Genomic DNA, 17,937 nt, shown 5'->3' with positions numbered 1-17,937 from the left:
TCCGGTAGCGTCGGGCCGATCGATCGTCGCGAGTGGAGAGGGGCGCAGGTGAGCAGCCCGTCGGGTTTCGGTGCGGCCATGGAGGGCCTGCTGCGGCAGGCGCAGGAACAGCAGCGCCGGCTGGCCGATCTCCAGCGGCAGCGCGCCGAGCTGCGGGTGACCGGGGACAGCCCGGACGGGCTGGTGCGGGTGACGGTGGACGGCGACATGAAGGTCGGCGACATCGAGCTGAACGCGCGGGCGATGCGGCTGGACAGCTTCTCCCTGGCCGAGGCGATGCAGGCGGCGATCGACGCGGCCTACGCGGCCTTCGAGGAGCGCCAGCGCGAGATGCTGAGTGAGATGCTCGGCGACTCCGAGATGGTCCGCCGGGCGCAGGACGGCACGCTGACCCCGGAGGACTGGTTCCGTCAGTTCGGGGTGGACGTGTCCGACCCGACCCGCAACCTGCGGCGCTGAGCGAGAGGGAGGCCGGCGATGCCGAACACCGTCGACGTCGACGCGATCCGGAAGGCGGGTCGGATGCTCGACGCCCCGGACGGCCCGATCCAATACCTGCGCAACGTCGAGACGTTGCTGGGCGAGGTCAAGCTGCCCGGCGGCGCGCTGAGCTGGTTCGGCACCGGCGCGGTGGAGCGGCACAACGCGGCTGTGGACGGGCACCTGGACAACGTCCGTACCGGCGTGGAGCATCTGCGCAGGGCCGCCGCGCAGCTCGAACAGAGCGCGAAGAACTGGGAGAGGTCGGATCAGCCCTGGGTGGTCAAGTGACCGGCCGGGTCCGCGACGGGAAGGACGCCTGATGCCACCGGAGATCCTCATCGCCAACGCCTCGGGGACGGTGACCGGCACCGTGACGGTCGCCGAGACCACGGCTCCGGTCCGGTCGGCGGCGGCCGTCGCCAAGGGCAACCTGGTCTGGATCGTCGCCTCGGCGGCGCTGATCGGCGCGATCCTCTACCTGGAGTCGTTCGACAACCAGCAGGTCAACGAGTCGATCAAGAAGTGGGACGAGGCCGCCCGCCTGCTCGGCGCGGACCAGTTCGGCGCGGCCATGGCGGCGGTTCCGCCGGACGCGGCGGAGTGGGACTTCGACGACCGGGACGCGTTCGACCTGTTCCTCCGCAAGCTCGGCGCGGAGATCAACTCGCTGGCCGAGGCGTTCGCCGCCAACCGGGACACGCTCACCGCCGCCCGGGATGCCTACAACGACGCGATCTCCGGGCTGGCCCAGGCGCTCATGCCGATCCTGGTCGCGGTGATCGCCTCGATCGCGCTCCAGTTCTTTCCCGCCACCACCGCGCTGGCCCAGGCCATCGGCATCGTCGGGCTGACCGCCACCGCCGCCGTCCTGGTCCTGGTCTTCGGCGAGATCAGCGCGCTGCTGCACGCGCTGCTGGCCGCCTTCCACACCGACAACCGGTTCACCTTCGCCGCGGACTCCCGCCCCGGCTGGGCGCCGACCGGCTCGGACCCGGACATCAAGGACATCAAGATCGACTGGGTGCGGGACGCCAAGTTCTACGGGTGACGGGAGCGACGCATGGACACCCTGCTCTTCTCGCTGTTGCTGTACGTCCTGCTGACCATCCCGGTCTTCGTTGTCCTGATGCTGTTCGCCGCGCTGACCCGCTCGGCGCGGCTGCGGCGGGCCGCCGAGGTGGTGTCGCTGAGCACCTGCGCGGCGCTGCTGGTGCTGTCGTTCCAGCGCGCGTTCGAGAAGCCGATGCTGTGGGCCGTTGTGGTGCTGCTGGTCGCGGTGCTGGTCTTCGGCGTGTCGACGATCGTCAAATCGTCGCGCGAACGATCCTGAGCTCAGAAGGACCGTCCAACTCGTACGGAGAATGCCGGATCGCGTTGTCGATTCGGGGCTGTCGGAATACGACGATGGGACAGGCAGGGCTGCGCGGGTTGGACATCGTCCGCTACGGTTCGGATGAAGTGTCCGTCGGTGGGGTGTGCACGCCTTGCCGCGGGGGAGGGCGCGGCGGAACCGCCGCCACAAGATGACGGAAGGGTGTGAAGCATGGCGTTCGAGGTCAGTGCAGCGACTCTGCACACCGCCGCGAGTGACGTGCGGTCCACGCGCAGCGATGTCGACGGCGAGCTCAAGAAGCTGTGGAACGTGGTCGACGACCTGGCGATGGCCTGGAAGGGCCAGGCGTCCACGGGCTTCCAGAGCCTGATGACTCGCTGGAACGAGGACACTACGAAGCTGCTGACCGCGATGGACAACATCGCGGACCTGCTCGACAAGTCGGGCACCACGCACCAGGTCAACGACGAAGAGCAGCAGCAGATGCTGGACAAGTTCCACTCTGCTCTCAACCCGTGATCCGCGAAGACAGGCAGAGGAGGAATCGATGAGCATCAAGGTTGATTACGCTGTTCTGGAGAGCAGCAACCAGCAGATGCAGGCCATCTCGCGGACCATCGACGAGAAGCTGGACACGCTGCGGGCGATGCTGACCAAGCTCGAGTGGGAGGGCCAGGACCGGGCCGCCTACCAGCAGCACCAGGCCCAGTGGGACGCCGCCGTGCGGGACATCAACAAGGTCCTGAACGAGATCGGTGGTGCCGTGGGCATCGCGCGCGAGAACTACATGACCACGGAGATGAGCAACTCCAAGGTCTGGGGCAACTGACCTCGGACCGGTCCACAGCGGCTCCGCTCCGGCTCGTGCCGGGCGGAGCCGTCGTGTTTGTCAGGCGTCCTGCGGGACGTCGCGCCGGCCGGGACGCCACCCGCGCCGGCGTCCGCGTACCAGGATCGGGCGCAGTGTCAGCAGGACGCCGGCCAGCAGCGCGCCGACGACAGCGACCCAGATCGCGACGGTGCGCTGCCAGGCCAGCGGGTCGGCCGGCGGCGCCGGTGGCGGCATCGCGCCCAGCGGCGGGTCGTTCCGGGTGCCCAGCAGGCTGGTGACCGCCCGGTACGGGTTGACCATCCCGTAGCCGACGTCGGCGTTGTGCCCGTCGGGCGGGTTGTCCGCGGTACGGGTCAGCCGGTAGGCGACCTCGTCGGCGCTGATGTCCGGGTGTGCGGCCCGCACCAGCGCGGCCACCCCGGAGACGTACGCGGTGGCGAAGCTCGTCCCGCCCTGCGGCTCGGCCCGGTATCCCGGTCCCTGCGGCGCGGGCCCGACGATGTTCAGGCCGGGTCCGGCGATGTCCACATAGTCCCCGCTGACCGAGCTGCCGACGTGCCCGCCCTGCTCGTCGATCCCGGCGACGGCGACGACACCGTCGTACGCCGCCGGATAGGCCGGCCGGTCCTCCCGGTTCTCCTGCCGGTTGCCGGCGGAGGCGACGACCACCACGTCCTTGCCGAGCGCGTACTGCACCGCGGACTTCAGCGCCGGGTCGTCGAGCGTGACCAGGGACAGGTTGATCACGTCGGCGTCGTGGTCGACCGCCCAGCGGATCGCCTTGCCGATCTCGGCCGGCACGTCCGGGTCGAAGTTCTCCTTGTTCTCGGCCAGCACCCGCAGCGGCAGGATCTTCGCCTCCGGCGCGATGCCGGTGTACGGCGAGCCGGTGCCCTCCCGGCCGGCGATGATGCCCGCGACCATGGTGCCGTGGCCGACCAGGTCGCACTGCCCCTTCAGGCGTACGAGCTGGTTGAAGTCCTCACCCGGCAGCACCCGTCCGCGCAGCAGGGGATGGGTGGGCGAGACCCCGGAGTCGATCACGGCGATGGTGATCCCCGCGCCCTTGCCCAGCCGCCACGCGGCGGCCGGGTCGAGGCGGCTCAGCGCCCAGGGCACCTCGGTGGGCGCGGGACCGCCGCCCGGGCCGCACTTCGGGGCGGCCTGCGCGGGCGCGGGCACCGCCAGCGCGCCGCCGAGCAGGGCGGTCACCGCTGCTCCGGAGAGGACGGACCTGATCCGGTGTCCGGCCCGGACGCGTCCCGTGGTCGCGCCCGGCCGCAAGCTGTCGCGCACGCGCTGAGATTACCCGCCGCACCCGCCCGCGCGCGGCACACGTGTGCCCGGCCCGGGTCACCTGTCGGCGGTGGCGTCCCCGGCCGGCTCGGCGGCGAAGAGGGCGAGCAGGGCGCCGACCTGCTGGTCGGCCTCGGCCGGGTGCCGGAAACGGCCCTTCGGGTTGATCGTGTACTCGTTGCGCCGTCCCACCCGTGTACGCCGCAGGTAGCCCCCGGCCTCCAGGTCGGCGACGATGGCCTGGGCCGCCCGTTCGGTCACGCCGACCTCGTCGGCCACGTCGCGCAGCCGGGCGGTGGGGTTGCGCGCGATAGCCAGCAGCACATGGCCGTGGTTGGTGAGGAAGGTCCAGTTACGGCGGCTCCCGTCCTCAACTGGTGTGGTCGCCATGGTGGCCATGCTATGGCCACCGCCGCCCTCGGCCGAATCGGCGCGGGCCGAGGCGAGCGGCAACGGGAAAGTATGAAATGCGTATCACGAATCTTGACGGGCCCCGAGGTGCGTGTGACCGTGGGTCGCGAGGCCGTTAGGCCTGGTGGTTCCCCAGGTAGACGAGGTGAGGAACATGACGCCGAGCACCCCGGAGCAGGCACTGGCCGAACTGCGTGCCGGTAACCACCGGTTCGTCACCGGAGCCCCGCAGCATCCGAACCAGGACGCCGGGCACCGGACGGCGGTCGCCGACGGTCAGCATCCCTTCGCGGTGATCGTCGGCTGCTCCGACTCGCGGCTCGCCGCCGAGATCATCTTCGATCGCGGTCTCGGTGACCTCTTCGTGGTGCGTACGGCCGGGCACACCGCCGGGCCGGAGGTGCTCGGCAGCGTCGAGTACGCCGTCACCGTGCTCGGCACGCCGCTCGTGGTGGTGCTCGGGCACGACTCGTGCGGCGCGGTCCAGGCCGCCCGCGAGGGGTTCCGGACCGGCGCCGCCCTGGTCGGGCACCTGGGCGCGGTGGTGGACGCGGTCTCGCCCAGCCTGCTGCGCGCCTCCCGCCAGGGCGTCGACGACCTCGACGGCATCATCGACGTGCACATCGCGCAGACCGTCGAGACGCTGCTGGCCCGCTCCGCCGTGCTGGCCGAGCGGGTGGCGGCCGGGCGGTGCACGGTGGTGGGCATGTCGTACCGGCTCGCCGGCGGCGAGGTGCGGACCGTGGCGCAGGCCCCGGCTCCGCTGCCCGCTCCGGCGGCGCCCGCCGACCCGGCGCTGGCCGGCTGACCGGTAGGGAAGACGAAAAAGGGGGCCGCCCGAGGACGGCCCCCTTTCGCTGTGTCCCGGTCAGAGCAGCGACATGTGGACGTGGTCGGTGTGGTTCGACGGTCCGCTGTACGAACTCCAGCCGGTGGCCGGGAACCAGATCTGCCGGTTCCAGATGACGTAGTAGATGCCCAGCCGGTCGGCGTTGCGGATGAGGAAGGCGGCGACCTCGTTGCCGTACCGGCGGGTGTCGTTGTTGTGCCAGGGCGCGAAGCCGCTGTTCTGGAGCGACCAGTCGCACGCCTTGCCCTTGGGGTGCTCCCACGGCCCGCCGGACCGGTAGCAGCCCACGAAGCGCTTGAAGCCCGCGCGCCGGACCTCCTTGTACGCGTGCAGCGTGCGCGGGGTGACGCAGCCCGAGGTGGTCGGGTCGTCCTCGCTGCACGACTCGGCCTTCCATCCGCCGTCGGCGGTGCGGCCGGGGGCGATCTTGGCGACCGGTGAGGTGGCGGAGACCAGGCCGCCGGTGAAGCCGAGACCGCCGACGAGCTTCAGCGCGCGCTCGGCCTGCACCTTCTCGCGCTCCATCGCGTTCTTCTGCTTCTCCTGCTCGCGCACCTCGGCGTCGAGCGCGATCTTGGCCTGCTCGGCGCGGGTCTTGACCGCGTTGATGGCGGCCAGGCGCTGCGCGTTGAGGAGGTTCAGCTCGTCCAGGGCGTTGACCCGGCGGACGAACGAGTCGGGCGAGTTGCTCTCCAGCAGCATCGCCATGGCGCCCATCCGGCCGGTCCGGTAGGACTGGGCGGCGAGCTGGTTGACCTGAGGGCTGAGCGCTTCGAGTTCGGCCTGTGCCGTCTTCACCTCGGCCGCCAGCCGCCGCTGGCGGTCCTGCGACTTGGCGAGCTTCGCCTTGGCCTGGAGGAAGTTCCGGTTGGCGGCGTCGATCGCCTCGGTGATGAGTGGCGGTTCGCCGTCCTCCTCGTGTCCCGAGGGAGTGCCGGGGGCCGCCGCGGTGGGGGCCGCGGTCGCCGGGGTCGGCCCGGCCAGCACGGCCAGCGAGGCCAGCACGGCCACCACGGGTGTCAGCCAGCGGCGCAGGGGTGCCGTCACAGTGTTCCCTTCCGTCGGCCGCCGACCGGGTTAGCTGACGGGTTCGGGACGGAAGTGGCCCCTACCGCTGTTGCGGATTCACCCCATGTACCTGGTTCCCCGGCTCGCCCGCGGGCGATTGGGCGGCGGCACCGCTGGCGCCGGTGCGCGCCTTCGGCGGTGACCGGCAGCGAGGTTACCTGACAGCACTCCTGAGGATCTACGTCCGGAAGCCGACCAATAGCGAGATTTCGCCGTGGCGCACCGTGACCAGCGTCGCGTTTGAAATCGATGGTCACGCTGCGGAGTGTCACCATGCGGCCTCCGTACTCTTCCCGCCGCCGAGCGCCTCCAGCGCGTCGTCCCGTCCGGCCGGCGGTCGGGCCGCGGGCGCCGCCGGCTCCGCGCCGCGCGAGCGCCGTCCGGCGGTCGTCACGATCGCGGCCAGTCCGGTCGTCAGCGGTACGGCGGCGATCAGGCCGAGCGTGGCCACCGCGCTGCGGACGATCTCCTGGGCGAGGAACTCGCTCGTCAGGATCTCGCTCACCGGGCGGGAGTCCGCGACCAGTAGGAGCAGCAGCGGCAGCGAGGCACCCGCGTACGCCAGCACGATGGTGTTGACGGTGGACGCGATGTGGGCCCGGCCGACCCGGGTGGCCGCCCGGTAGAGCTGCCGCCGGGACAGCCCCGGGTTGGCGTGCGCCAGTTCGGTGACGGTGGCCGCCTGGGTGACTGTGACGTCGTCCAGCACGCCCAGCGAGCCGATGATGATGCCGGCCAGCAGCAGGCCGTGCAGGTCCACGTCGCCCTGGAACATGGACAGCGTGGTGGCGTCCTCGCTGCCGAATCCGGTCAGGTGGGTGGCGGACGTGGCGAGCAGGCCGAGCACGCCGGTGACCACCAGGCTGCCGAGCGTGCCGAGCACCGCCACCGACGTCTGCGCCGTGATCCCGTGGGTCAGGTAGAGCACCACGAACATGATCAACGCGGCGCCCACGATCGCCACCAGCAGCGGGGGCTGGCCGGCGCCGATGCCCGGCAGCACGAAGCCGAGCAGGATGGCGAAGCTGGCCACCAGGCCGCCGAGCGCGGCGAGCCCGCGCCAGCGGCCGAACGCCACGATCGCGGCGGCGAAGAGCACCATCAGCCAGATCAGCGGCGTACCGCGCTGGTGTTCGGCGATGTTGTAGGACTTCACCGCCGGATCGGCGGGGTCGGTCAGCTCGACCAGGACGACCTCGTCGCCGACCGCGACCCGGGGCGCGCCCGGCCCGGCCGGGATCGGCGTCTCGACCTGCCGGCCCGCGTCCGGGCCCTGCTCGGCGGTGACGGTCACCGTGCCGCAGGGCCCACCTCCACCGTCCGGGGCCTCCGGGGTCGGGGGGCAGGGCTCGGTGACCACCCGGGTCACGGTGCCGTGGTAGCGGGGGACGTCCGCACCGCCGACCGGCTCCCGGTCCTGCCGGGGCCAGAGCACCAGCGCCGCGATCACGGTGATCACGAACAGCGGCACCACCACGGCGACGAGCAGCCGTCGTACGCCCGGCGGCGTGGGTGGTGCGGGGTGGGTGTGGTCGGCACCCATGGCGTCTCTCCCAACGGTCGCGGCGACGCCTGGTCCGCCGGGCCGGTCTGGTCACCCGGCCGGCGCGGACGTGTCGTCCACGTCCGGGGCGTCGCCCGGCCATGGTAGGCAGCCCGGCCGGGCGCTCCCGGACACCGTGGCCGGTGACGCGCGCCCGCGCGGATCAGGCCAGGCCCGCCCGGCGTCGCCGGTACTCGTCCTCGTCGATCTCGCCGCGGGCGTACCGCTCGTCGAGGATGCGCCGGGCCGTCGTCGGGCCCAGGTACTGCGGGCCGGTCCACCGCACGGCCGCCCAGACGAGCCCCGCCAGCACCGCGAGCACCAGCAGGGACCAGATCCACATCCAGCCCATCATCGGGCTCTGCCACATCATCGGGCCGCCCTCCGTCCGTCACCGCGGGTCCGCCGGTCCGGCCTGCCCGCCACTTCGACGGTACGTCCGCCCGGTCGCGTCGGCGCGGGTCGATGTGCCCTGCTCCGAGGGTCGGAGGTCCCCGCTCAGCCGCGCTTCATCAGGCGGCCGACGGCGGCCATCATCTCGGTCGCCATCTCGTCGGCCCGGCCCTCGGCGGCGCCCTCGTGCATGCAGTGCCGGGCGTGGCCGTCGAGCAGGCCCAGGCCGACCTTGTCCAGCGCCGCCTGGATGGCCGAGATCTGGGTCAGCACGTCGATGCAGTAGCGGTCGTCCTCGACCATCTTCTCGATGCCACGGACCTGGCCCTCGATTCGGCGGAGCCGGGCGAGGAGTTGGTCCTTGCTGGCGGTGTAGCCCCGGGTCGGGCTGGACGGCGCGGTCATGAAACCGAGGATACCGTACCCCTCGGGGGTATGCTAACGTTCGAGACGTACCCCTAGGGGGTATCAGATCGGAGGGCGAGATGGAGACCACCTACCAGGTGAACGGCATGACCTGCGGGCACTGCGTCAACTCGGTGAGCACCGAGCTGAGCGCGCTACCGGGCGTCACCGACGTCCAGGTCGACCTGGCCGGCGGCCGGGTCACCGTCACCAGTCAGAACCCGCTGGACGCGAACGCGGTCCGCGCGGCGGTCGACGAGGCCGGCTACGACCTCGTCGGTACGTGACGGGTCCGACGGACCCGCAGAAACCGAGGAGACACCATGAACACGGCGACGAAGCTCAGCGGCTTCGCCCTCGGCCTCGTGGCGGTGTTCGGCGCGGCGTACGGGATCGGCAACCTGGCCGATCCCGTCGCCCCGGCCGCCGAGACCCGCCACGACGACAGCGACAGCGACCACGGGGCCGGCGACACCGGCCACGGTGACGAGAGCGGCGCCTCCGCGCACCTGCCCGGCGGGCTGCTCGTCTCCGAACGCGGCTACACGTTCCAGCCCGCCGCCGCCCCGGCCGGGCAGTTCGCCTTCCGGATCACCGGCCCGGACGGCGCTCCGGTCACCCGCTTCGAGGTGGCCCACGACAAGCGCATGCACCTGATCGTCGCCCGCCGGGACCTCTCCGGGTTCCGGCACGTCCACCCGGAGATGACCGGCGACGGCACCTGGCGGGTCGCCTCGCCGCTGCACGGCCCCGGCGTCTGGCGGGCCTTCGCCGACTTCACCCCGGAAGGCGCGGAGCCGCTGACCCTCGGCCTGGACGTCACGGTCCCCGGCGAGCTGGCCGCCCGGCCGCTGCCGACGCCGGTGACCAGCACCACAGTCGACGGCTACACGGTCACGCTGACCGGCACGCCGGAGCCGGGCCGCACCAGCCGGCTCACTCTCTCCGTCAGCCGCGACGGGCAGCCGGTCACCGACCTTCAGCCCTACCTCGGCGCGTACGGGCACCTGGTGGCGCTGCGGCAGGGCGACCTGGCGTACCTGCACGTGCACCCGGAGGGCATGCCCGGCGACGGGCGCACACCGGCCGGTCCGGCGGTCACGTTCGCCGCCGAGGTGCCCTCGGCCGGGGCGTACCGTCTGTACCTGGACTTCCGGCACGGCGACGCGGTGCACACCGCCGAGTTCACCGTCCTGGCCGGCGACCGGACCGCGCCGGTGCCCACCGCGCCGGCATCCACCACCGCACCGACCCCGGACGCCGGACACGGCACCCCGGGGCACGGGCACAGTTGAGCGCCGGAGGTGCCGCGATGACTGCCACGGGAAAGGCGCTGCCCACCGCGCCGAACCTGATCGAACTGGCCATCGGCGGGATGACCTGCGCGTCCTGCGCCGCCCGGATCGAGAAGAAGCTCAACCGGATGGACGGCGTCGAGGCGACCGTGAACTACGCCACCGAGAAGGCCACCGTCCGGTACGCCGACGACATCGCGCCGGCCGACCTGATCGCCACCGTCGAGAAGACCGGTTACACGGCAGTGGTGCCGCCGCCGCCCGAGCAGGCGGAGACGGCCCCGGCCGGGCAGCCGGTGGACGCGCTGCGCACCGCGCGTACCCGGCTCTGGGTCTCCGCCGTGCTCACCCTGCCGGTGATCGTGCTCGCCATGGTTCCGGCCTGGCAGTTCGACTACTGGCAGTGGGCCTCCCTCACCCTTGCCGCCCCGGTGGTGGTCTGGGGTGGGCTGCCGTTCCACCGCGCCGCGCTGGTCAACCTGCGGCACGGTGCGGCCACCATGGACACGCTCGTCTCGCTCGGCACGCTGGCCGCGTTCGGCTGGTCGCTCTGGGCGCTGTTCCTCGGCGACGCCGGCATGCCCGGGATGAAGCACCCGTTCAGCTTCGACATCACCCGCGGCGACGGCGCCGGCAACATCTACCTGGAGGCCGCCGCCGGGGTGACCGTGTTCATCCTGGCCGGGCGGTACTTCGAGGCCCGCTCCAAGCGCACCGCCGGGTCGGCGCTGCGCGCCCTGCTCGAACTCGGCGCCAAGGACGTGGCGGTGCTGCGCGGCGGGCAGGAGACCCGGATCCCGGTCGGCCGGCTCGCGGTCGACGACCGGTTCGTGGTCCGGCCCGGCGAGAAGGTCGCCACCGACGGCGTGGTCGAGGAGGGCACGTCGGCGGTCGACGCCAGCATGCTCACCGGCGAGTCGGTGCCGGTCGAGGTGGGTCCGGGCGACGCCGTGGTCGGCGCGACTGTGAACGCCGGCGGCCGGCTGGTGGTCCGTGCCACCCGGGTCGGCGGCGACACCCAGCTCGCCCAGATGGCGCGGCTGGTGGAGCAGGCGCAGACCGGCAAGGCGGCGGTGCAGCGGCTCGCCGACCGGATCTCCGGTGTCTTCGTGCCGATCGTGATCGCGCTGGCCGCCGCCACGCTCGGATGGTGGCTCGGCACCGGCTCCGGGCCGACCGCCGCGTTCACCGCCGCGGTGGCCGTACTGATCATCGCCTGCCCGTGCGCGCTCGGCCTGGCCACCCCGACCGCGCTGCTCGTCGGCACCGGGCGCGGTGCGCAGCTCGGTGTGCTGATCAAGGGACCGGAGGTGCTGGAGTCCACCCGCCGGGTCGACACCGTGGTGCTGGACAAGACCGGCACCGTCACCACCGGCCGGATGGCGCTGGCCGAGGTGCTGCCCGCCGACGGCGAGGACGCCGCCGAACTGCTCCGGGTGGCCGGCGCGCTGGAAGCCGCCTCCGAGCACCCGATCGCGCGGGCCGTCGCCGAAGCCGCGGCCGAGGCCGGGGCGCTGCCTCCGGTCGGTGAGTTCGCCAACGCCGAGGGGTTGGGCGTGACCGGCACCGTCGACGGCCGGACCGTGGTGGTCGGCCGGGCCCGGCTGCTGCGAGAGCGGGGTCTCTTCGTACCCGAGGAGGTCGCGCGGGCCGCGACCGGCGCGGAGGCGGCGGGCCGGACGGCGATCCTGGCCGGCTGGGACGGGCGGGCCCGGGGCGTGCTCGCGGTGGCCGACGCGGTGAAACCGACCAGTCGGGCGGCGGTCGCCCGGCTGCGTGAGCTGGGCCTGAAGCCGGTGCTGCTCACCGGTGACAACACCACTGTGGCGAAGGCGGTGGCGGCCGAGGTCGGCATCGACGAGGTGATCGCGGAAGTGCTGCCCGCCGAGAAGGTCGCGGTGATCGAGCGGCTCCAGGGCGAGGGCCGGGTGGTCGCCATGGTCGGCGACGGGGTGAACGACGCCGCCGCGCTGGCCCGGGCCGACCTCGGGCTGGCCATGGGCACCGGCACAGACGCGGCCATCGAGGCCGCCGACCTGACGCTGGTCCGGGGCGACCTGATGGTCGCGGCGGACGCCATCCGGCTCTCCCGGCGGACGCTGGCGATCATCAAGGGCAACCTGTTCTGGGCGTTCGCCTACAACGTCGCGGCGCTGCCGCTGGCGGCGGCCGGGCTGCTCAACCCGATGCTCGCCGGGGCGGCGATGGCGTTCTCGTCGGTCTTCGTGGTGGGCAACAGCCTCCGGCTGCGGCGCTTTCGCCCGATCGGGTGAGGGGATTGAGCGGACGGCCTCCGGGGTAACCAGTTGTCGACAGGCAACCGCATCAGTGGAGGTCATCATGGGTCTGGACGACAAGATCGACAACACGTCGCAGGACACCGCTGGCAAGGTCAAGGAGGGCATCGGCCGGGCGACCGACAACGAGCGCCTCGAGGCCGAGGGCCGCAACGACCAGGCCGGCGCCAAGCTCAAGCAGGCCGGCGAGAAGATCAAGGATGCCTTCAAGAGCTGACGTACGCGCAGTGCACGTCGCCGGGCCGGCCCTTCGGGCCGGCCCGGCGTGCTGTCCAGGCGCGGATCAGCGCGGCCGCTCACCGGCCAGGCGGGCGGCGCGTACCTCCAGGTAACGCCGCTCCGGCAGGCTCGTGGTGGCCCGCGCGGCGGCCAGGTACGCGGCCCGCGCCTCCGCACGGTCGCCGGCCATGTCGAGCAGGTGCGCACGGACGGCGGCGAGCCGGTGATGGCCCGCGGTCCGGCCGTCGGCGTCGAGTGTGGCCAGCAGCGCCAGCCCGGCACGCGGGCCGTCCACCATGGCCACCGCGACTGCCTGGTTGAGCGTGACCATCGGGTTCGGCGCGACCCGCTCCAGCACCCGGTAGAGCGCGACGATCTGCCGCCAGTCGGTGTCCTCGGCGGTGGGCGCCTCCGCGTGCACCGCGGCGATCGCCGCCTGCACCTGGTACGGGCCAGGCGCCGACCAGGTGAGCGCCTCGGTCACCAGCGCCACCCCCTCGGCGGCGGCGTCCCGGTCCCACCGGCTGCGGTCCTGCTCGGCCAGCGGCACCAGCTCGCCGTCCGGCCCGGTACGGGCGGCCCGGTGCGCGTCGGTGAGCAGCATCAGCGCCAGCAACCCGGCCACCTCGCCGTCGTCCGGGAGCAGCCGGCGCAGCTCCCGGGTCAGCCGGATGGCCTCCCCGGTCAGCTCGACCCGGTGCAGCGCCTCGCCGCTGGACGCGGTGTGGCCCTCGTTGAAGATCAGGTAGAGCACGCGCAGCACCGCGCCCAGCCGCTCGTCCCGGTCGGCCGGGGACGGCAGCGTGAAACGCGCGCCGGCCGCCTCGATCCGCTGTTTCGCCCTGCGGATCCGCTGGCTCATCGTCGCCTCCGGCACCAGGTACGCGCGGGCGATCTCAGCCGTGCTCAGCCCACCAACGGCGCGCAGCGTGAGCGCCACCTGCCCGCTCACCGGCAACGCCGGATGGCAGCAGAGGAACAGCAGCCGCAACGTGTCGTCGGCGCTGGGCGGCTCCTCGTCGGCGGGCGGGGCGACCGCCGCGTACGCGGGCTGCCGGACCGCCACCGCCACCTCGCGTTCCCGGCGGGCGTGCTCGCTTCGCCACTCGTCGGTGAGCCGGCGCGTGGCGACGGTGACCAGCCAGGAGCGGGGATGGTCCGGCAGGCCCTGCTCCGGCCACTGCACGGCGGCGGCGAGCAGCGCCTCCTGGACGGCGTCCTCGCAGGCGTAGAACTGGCCGTGCCGGCGGACGAGCACGCCGAGGACCTGCGGTGCGAGTTCGCGCAGCAGGTCCTCGACCGCCCGGGAGGTCACATCTCCGTCCCGGCCTGCTCCATCACCGCGCGCACCTCCAGCACGCCGAAACCGTGCCGTACGTCCGGCCAGCGCGCGGCGATCTCGGCGGCCCGCTCCGGGGTCTCGCAGTCGACAGTCAGGTAGCCGGCGAACTGCTCCTTGCTCTCCATGAACGGCCCGTCGGTGATCTCGACGCCGCCGGCGGCCGGGCGTGCCGTGCGGGTCTGCGAGGGGTGGGCCAGCGCCTCGCCGCCGACCAGCTCGCCGGACTCGGTCAGCTCTTTCATGATCTCGTCGACCTCGCCGAAGATCGCGTTGCGTTCCGCCTCGGACAGCTCCTCCACGAAGCCGGGCCGGTTCCAGATCAGCAGCATGTACTTCACGGTGCACTCCTCGGGTGCGGGCCACCGGCGGTGGCGCCTCGCAGACGGGTCGGAGCCGGTCCGCCCGATCCGACATCATCCCCCGGGAAGTTCAGCGACCCCCGCGAAGCGGACGGCGCGCCGGGCGGCCCGGGTCGAGCGAGGCCCGGTCGGCCGCGCTGGTGCCGGAGACCCAGCCCTGCTCGTCACGCACCTGGAGCCGGTGCCGGGTGGTGCCCGGGAAGAGCTGGTCGACGTGTTCCCGGACGGCGTCGGAGCGGGCCGCGAGCACCGGCAGCAGCCGGTCGTCGTCGAGTTCCTCGGCCGCCGCCGTGCTCGCCTCCCGCAGCCGGTCGCCGATGCGCAGCGAGAACGCGTTGAGGAACGACTCGTCGTAGCCCTTGGTGCGCCGCCCGCCGGCCCGGCCACGCTCACCCCGGCCGCGCAGCATCGCGGCGGTGGCCTGCACGAGCAGCGAGGTGTGCAACAGCTCGACCGCCGCCAGGTCGGCCGGGAAGCCGAGCACCGTGGCGAAGCCCAGGTCGTCGGACCAGACCGACTCGCACCGGTTCGCCGCCGCCACCTCCTGGATCAGCAGCGCCTTCGCCGCCGCGTACGGGGCGTCGACGCCGATCCGCACGCCGCCCGGGCCGCCGGAGCGCTCGGCCCCGGCGTCGAGCAGCGCCGCGTCGATGCTGTGCCGGGCCATCAGCTCCTGCGCCTTCGCGGTGAACGCCTCCGCCTCGGCCGGGTAGCCGGTCGACTCGGCCTTGGCCAGCAGCGCGCGTACCCGGTCGAGCATCCGGGAACCGCTCGGCGTCGCGGCGGCAAGTGCGGTGCCCGCCGAGCCGGGCGGCGGGCGGAGCGCCGCGATCGGCGGCAGCCCCGTCACCAGGACGACCGCGTCGACCGCGTCCCGAAGCGCGGTGATCCGGTCGCCGTCGGCCCGCCGGTCCAGCCAGCCCGTGTCGTCGTCCCAGCAGGCGCCGGTCTCGGTGAGCTGTTCGTCGAACCAGGCCGGGACCGGCGCGGGCAGGGTGCGTCGCTGCGCGGCCATCGCGTCGCGCAGCAGGCGGGCGCCGCGCGGGGTGAGCCGCCGGTTGGCGAGCCGGTCGAGGTCGGCGGGCTGCCAGCCACGCGGCCAGAGCCGGCCCACGTCCCGGGTCAGCCGGGCGAGCAGCGCCGCGTCCACCGCCGCGCCGTCGGCCACGACGAGCCCGTCGAGGGCTCGCTCGGCAGCGCGTACGTCGGTGCCGCGCGCGGTCGCGACGGCGGCGTCGAGCAGTCGCTCGGCTGGTGACACGGGTGGCTCTCCCTGGACTCCGACAGGCGGCAGGTCGTCCACCCCGGCACCGACGGTACCCGGCCGCCCGTTCAACCGTCCGGGCCCGGCGTCCGTACTTCTGTCCGGAGCGGGGCGGCGCGACGGACGGAGATCGACGTGGGCGGGCACGAGCGGGGGCTGCACCGGCGACGGCGGAGGTCGCGATCAGGGCGGTTCCTGGCGGTGGTCCTGGTCGGTGCCGCGCTCGCCGCCGGCGGGTACGCCGCGCGGCATCCGGACCTGCTGGACCGCATCGAGGTGCGCCGGACCGTGCCGGCGGCGGCACCGAGCGCGCCCGCACCGGACGCCCGCCCCACGCCGACGGCCGCGCGGACACCGGTCCCGGCGGCCGGCCGGGTGGCCCCCGGCATCGGCTACCCGGCCCGGGGCGCCGGTACGTTCCGGACCGCCGACACGGCCGGCGCGGTCGCCGGTAGCTCCGGCGAGCTGCTGCGCTACCAGGTCGCGGTCGAGGACGGCATCCGCAACGTGGACGTGGAACGCTTCGCCCGGGACGTGGCCGCCACCCTCGCCGACCGGCGCGGCTGGACCGGCGACGGCCGGTGGCGGCTGCAACGGGTGGGCCGCGACGACAGGGCCGACTTCACGGTGCTGCTCACCACGCCGGTGACGCGGGGGCGGCTGTGCGACGACCCGAGCGACCGCTACACGTCCTGCCGCAACGGCGACCGAGTCGTGATCAACGTGGCCCGCTGGGTGTACGGGGTGCCGCACGTCAGTGACCTCTCCCGCTACCGGCAGTACCTGCTCAACCACGAGGTCGGTCACCGGCTGGGCCGCGGCCACGAGCGCTGCCCCCGAGCCGGCGGCCCGGCGCCGGTGATGGTGCAGCAGACGCTCGGCCTGCACGGCTGCACGCCGAACCCGTGGCCGATCGTGGGCGGCGAACCGCTCGCCGGGCCACCCGGCCAGTACGACGACCCGGTCCCGGCCGGGGACCGCTGAGCCGGACCGGTTGGCCGGGTCGCCCGGCCGGGCCGTCAGCGGGAGAACGAGGCCCAGATGTTCTTGGTCTTGTCGGTGGCGTACCAGCCGACGTCGAGCGAGACCGACTGGGCCAGGAACAGACCCCGCCCACCCGAGTCCGTCGGACTGATGTCGGTCAGCTCCGGCACCGAGCTCACGTCGTGGTCGGCCACGTCGAGCAGGAACTGGTCGTCGGTGGCGAGCAGCGTGATGAGGGTGGGCGGGCGGCCGTGCCGCAGCGCGTTGCTCGCCAGTTCGGTGGCAACCAGCACGACCAGGTGCGGCACCTCGTCGAGGTCCTCACCCTGCACCAGGCCGTGCCGGTTCAGCGCCTCGCGCAGCCACGCGCGCAGGCCGCGCAGATCCTCGGGACTGTCCAGCACCCACCGCTCCAGCTCCGAGGCCTGTGGCGGCGGCGGCGAGGTGCGCAACTGTCCCATGATCTGGCTTTACCCTGCGTAGCCGTTCGTTAAGCAGTCACCGTCGCAACAGCGCGAACACTCCCCACCCCATGTACTCGCGCTGGAAACGGACGTACCGCGGCGGGTCCTCGGTCAGTTCCCGGCGCAGCTCCGGGGCCAGTTCGTCGTCCGGGTTGGCGTCGAGCCAGCGGCGCAGGTTCAGCCAGTGCGCGGCGGCGTACCGGTCCCAGCTGTCCTGGTCGGCGAGGACCATCTCGACCAGGTCCCAGCCGCAGTCGCCGAACGACTCGACCAGGCCGGGCAGGTCCTTGAACTCGTCGCGGGACTGGGCGTGCGAGCCGGTGACCGCCTCGTCGTCCGGCGGGTCACGCCGCCAGTAGGGCTCGCCGACGAGCGCCATGCCGCCCGGCCGCAACGCCCGGCCGAGCAGTTCCAGCGTGCCGGGGACCCCGCCGCCGATCCAGGTCGCGCCGACGCAGGCGGCCACGTCGACCGGCCGCTGCGGGGTGTACGCCGCGGCGTCGCCGTGCACGAACCGTACCCGGTCGATCACGCTCAGTTCGGCGGCGCGTTCCCGGGCGGCGGCGGTGAAGGCGCTGCTGATGTCGACCCCGGTGCCGGTGATCCCGTGGTCCCGGGCCCAGGTGCAGAGCAGCTCACCCTTGCCGCTGCACAGGTCGAGCACCTCGTCACCGGGGCGCAGCCCGATCGCCCGGCCCAGCGCGGCCAGCTTGGCCTCGTCGAACGGGTTGAGGATCCGCAGGTCGCCCTCGCGGATGGTGAAGCTGCGCGGCAGGTCCGGTGAGGTCATTCGGGGAGCGTGCCGCCGTACGGTCGACGGTGGCAACCGATTTGCGCCTGTGCTGCTCCGGGTCTCCTGCGGTACGGTCACGGCATGGTGGTCGAGGAACACTGGTGGAACGGCGTCAACAACCCGCGCGGACGGCGTGACGTCTACATCTGCACCGACGGAAGCCAGTGGCAGGTCCAGGCGCAGATCGGCGGGGCGTCCGGCCGATCCAAGATCCAGCAATGCCCGAGCCGTGGCTCGGCGAGCATCCTCGCCGGGGCGTGGCGTGCGAGTGGCTCCGGCTGGCGGGCGATGCCGCGCTGACCGCAC

General features: G+C 73.2%; 24 protein-coding genes and 1 riboswitch. Of the genes, 13 read left to right on the top strand and 11 right to left on the bottom strand.

What is annotated here, in order from left to right:
* Positions 1-48 precede the first annotated feature (48 nt).
* From F8279_RS06235 to F8279_RS06210, 6 genes are all read left to right on the top strand, one after another.
* The gene (locus F8279_RS06235; RefSeq protein ID WP_091414813.1) at positions 49-459 is read left to right on the top strand and encodes a YbaB/EbfC family nucleoid-associated protein; all 411 of its coding nucleotides are present in this window, start codon (positions 49-51) and stop codon (positions 457-459) included.
* Between the two features lie 18 nt (positions 460-477).
* Entirely contained in the window at positions 478-771 is a 294-nt protein-coding gene (locus F8279_RS06230; RefSeq protein WP_091414816.1) for a hypothetical protein, read from the top strand.
* A gap of 31 nt (positions 772-802) precedes the next feature.
* Complete coding sequence (locus F8279_RS06225; RefSeq protein WP_091414818.1) at positions 803-1,531, top strand: hypothetical protein; 729 nt, start codon at positions 803-805, stop codon at positions 1,529-1,531.
* Positions 1,532-1,543: 12 nt separating this feature from the next.
* A complete protein-coding gene (locus tag F8279_RS06220) occupies positions 1,544-1,813 on the top strand; it encodes a hypothetical protein (RefSeq protein WP_091414820.1) in 270 nt (89 codons plus the stop codon).
* A 213-nt stretch (positions 1,814-2,026) separates the two neighbouring features.
* On the top strand, positions 2,027-2,335 hold the full coding sequence (locus tag F8279_RS06215) for a WXG100 family type VII secretion target (RefSeq protein ID WP_091414823.1): 309 nt from the start codon (positions 2,027-2,029) through the stop codon (positions 2,333-2,335).
* A 28-nt stretch (positions 2,336-2,363) separates the two neighbouring features.
* Positions 2,364-2,645: a WXG100 family type VII secretion target gene (locus F8279_RS06210; RefSeq protein WP_013283773.1), complete on the top strand. Its 282-nt coding sequence runs from the start codon at positions 2,364-2,366 to the stop codon at positions 2,643-2,645.
* A 60-nt stretch (positions 2,646-2,705) separates the two neighbouring features.
* Here the strand turns inward: F8279_RS06210 and mycP are convergent, their stop codons facing one another.
* Together mycP and F8279_RS06200 are read right to left on the bottom strand one after the other, a co-directional pair.
* Positions 2,706-3,944 carry a type VII secretion-associated serine protease mycosin gene (mycP, locus tag F8279_RS06205; RefSeq protein ID WP_225853156.1) on the bottom strand — a complete coding sequence of 413 codons (1,239 nt, stop codon included), beginning with the start codon at positions 3,942-3,944 and terminating at the stop codon, positions 2,706-2,708.
* Positions 3,945-4,001: 57 nt separating this feature from the next.
* Positions 4,002-4,343 carry a helix-turn-helix domain-containing protein gene (locus tag F8279_RS06200; protein WP_091414826.1) on the bottom strand — a complete coding sequence of 114 codons (342 nt, stop codon included), beginning with the start codon at positions 4,341-4,343 and terminating at the stop codon, positions 4,002-4,004.
* Positions 4,344-4,509: 166 nt separating this feature from the next.
* Here F8279_RS06200 and F8279_RS06195 point away from each other — a divergent pair, with 166 nt between their 5' ends.
* The gene (locus tag F8279_RS06195) at positions 4,510-5,163 is read left to right on the top strand and encodes a carbonic anhydrase (RefSeq protein WP_091414829.1); all 654 of its coding nucleotides are present in this window, start codon (positions 4,510-4,512) and stop codon (positions 5,161-5,163) included.
* Positions 5,164-5,223: 60 nt separating this feature from the next.
* On the opposite strand, the gene F8279_RS06190 is transcribed toward F8279_RS06195, so the two are convergent.
* The 4 genes from F8279_RS06190 to F8279_RS06175 all read right to left on the bottom strand — a co-directional run bounded on the left by F8279_RS06190 (position 5,224) and on the right by F8279_RS06175 (position 8,614).
* Positions 5,224-6,252: a hypothetical protein gene (locus tag F8279_RS06190; RefSeq protein ID WP_091414831.1), complete on the bottom strand. Its 1,029-nt coding sequence runs from the start codon at positions 6,250-6,252 to the stop codon at positions 5,224-5,226.
* A 3-nt stretch (positions 6,253-6,255) separates the two neighbouring features.
* A riboswitch (cyclic di-AMP (ydaO/yuaA leader) is annotated at positions 6,256-6,387 on the bottom strand.
* Between the two features lie 154 nt (positions 6,388-6,541).
* The gene (locus F8279_RS06185; protein WP_091414832.1) at positions 6,542-7,816 is read right to left on the bottom strand and encodes a YibE/F family protein; all 1,275 of its coding nucleotides are present in this window, start codon (positions 7,814-7,816) and stop codon (positions 6,542-6,544) included.
* A gap of 163 nt (positions 7,817-7,979) precedes the next feature.
* On the bottom strand, positions 7,980-8,189 hold the full coding sequence (locus F8279_RS06180) for an SHOCT domain-containing protein (RefSeq protein ID WP_030503502.1): 210 nt from the start codon (positions 8,187-8,189) through the stop codon (positions 7,980-7,982).
* 125 nt (positions 8,190-8,314) lie between these two features.
* The gene (locus F8279_RS06175) at positions 8,315-8,614 is read right to left on the bottom strand and encodes a metal-sensitive transcriptional regulator (protein WP_013283780.1); all 300 of its coding nucleotides are present in this window, start codon (positions 8,612-8,614) and stop codon (positions 8,315-8,317) included.
* Positions 8,615-8,694: 80 nt separating this feature from the next.
* Between F8279_RS06175 and F8279_RS06170 the strand changes: the two genes are divergently transcribed.
* The 4 genes from F8279_RS06170 to F8279_RS06155 all read left to right on the top strand — a co-directional run bounded on the left by F8279_RS06170 (position 8,695) and on the right by F8279_RS06155 (position 12,423).
* Positions 8,695-8,901, top strand: coding sequence for a heavy-metal-associated domain-containing protein (locus F8279_RS06170; protein WP_091414834.1), 207 nt, complete (start codon positions 8,695-8,697; stop codon positions 8,899-8,901).
* A gap of 36 nt (positions 8,902-8,937) precedes the next feature.
* Positions 8,938-9,909: a hypothetical protein gene (locus tag F8279_RS06165; RefSeq protein WP_091414836.1), complete on the top strand. Its 972-nt coding sequence runs from the start codon at positions 8,938-8,940 to the stop codon at positions 9,907-9,909.
* A gap of 17 nt (positions 9,910-9,926) precedes the next feature.
* Complete coding sequence (locus F8279_RS06160; protein WP_091414838.1) at positions 9,927-12,182, top strand: cation-translocating P-type ATPase; 2,256 nt, start codon at positions 9,927-9,929, stop codon at positions 12,180-12,182.
* 67 nt (positions 12,183-12,249) lie between these two features.
* Positions 12,250-12,423, top strand: a complete 174-nt coding sequence (locus F8279_RS06155; RefSeq protein WP_091416163.1) for a CsbD family protein — start codon at positions 12,250-12,252, stop codon at positions 12,421-12,423.
* A gap of 66 nt (positions 12,424-12,489) precedes the next feature.
* Here F8279_RS06155 and F8279_RS06150 read toward each other — a convergent pair whose 3' ends face one another.
* From F8279_RS06150 to F8279_RS06140, 3 genes are all read right to left on the bottom strand, one after another.
* Positions 12,490-13,740, bottom strand: coding sequence for an RNA polymerase sigma factor (locus tag F8279_RS06150; RefSeq protein WP_091414840.1), 1,251 nt, complete (start codon positions 13,738-13,740; stop codon positions 12,490-12,492).
* Positions 13,737-14,096, bottom strand: coding sequence for a YciI family protein (locus F8279_RS06145; protein ID WP_225853158.1), 360 nt, complete (start codon positions 14,094-14,096; stop codon positions 13,737-13,739). The genes F8279_RS06150 and F8279_RS06145 overlap by 4 nt, the downstream gene beginning before the upstream one ends.
* 100 nt (positions 14,097-14,196) lie before the next feature.
* Complete coding sequence (locus F8279_RS06140) at positions 14,197-15,387, bottom strand: DUF2786 domain-containing protein (RefSeq protein ID WP_091414845.1); 1,191 nt, start codon at positions 15,385-15,387, stop codon at positions 14,197-14,199.
* A 138-nt stretch (positions 15,388-15,525) separates the two neighbouring features.
* On the opposite strand from F8279_RS06140, the gene F8279_RS06135 reads away from it, so the two are divergent.
* Positions 15,526-16,374 carry a DUF3152 domain-containing protein gene (locus F8279_RS06135; protein WP_151499363.1) on the top strand — a complete coding sequence of 283 codons (849 nt, stop codon included), beginning with the start codon at positions 15,526-15,528 and terminating at the stop codon, positions 16,372-16,374.
* A 35-nt stretch (positions 16,375-16,409) separates the two neighbouring features.
* On the opposite strand, the gene F8279_RS06130 is transcribed toward F8279_RS06135, so the two are convergent.
* Together F8279_RS06130 and F8279_RS06125 are read right to left on the bottom strand one after the other, a co-directional pair.
* Positions 16,410-16,835: an ATP-binding protein gene (locus F8279_RS06130; RefSeq protein WP_091414850.1), complete on the bottom strand. Its 426-nt coding sequence runs from the start codon at positions 16,833-16,835 to the stop codon at positions 16,410-16,412.
* A gap of 37 nt (positions 16,836-16,872) precedes the next feature.
* Positions 16,873-17,628: a cyclopropane-fatty-acyl-phospholipid synthase family protein gene (locus F8279_RS06125; protein ID WP_151499362.1), complete on the bottom strand. Its 756-nt coding sequence runs from the start codon at positions 17,626-17,628 to the stop codon at positions 16,873-16,875.
* Positions 17,629-17,712: 84 nt separating this feature from the next.
* Between F8279_RS06125 and F8279_RS06120 the strand changes: the two genes are divergently transcribed.
* Positions 17,713-17,931: a hypothetical protein gene (locus F8279_RS06120; protein WP_073825840.1), complete on the top strand. Its 219-nt coding sequence runs from the start codon at positions 17,713-17,715 to the stop codon at positions 17,929-17,931.
* Positions 17,932-17,937 lie beyond the last annotated feature (6 nt).

Origin of the sequence: Micromonospora sp. AMSO1212t (assembly GCF_008868145.1) — a bacterium.
GTDB lineage: Bacteria > Actinomycetota > Actinomycetes > Mycobacteriales > Micromonosporaceae > Micromonospora > Micromonospora tulbaghiae.
This window is presented reverse-complemented; position numbering and strand designations above follow the sequence as displayed.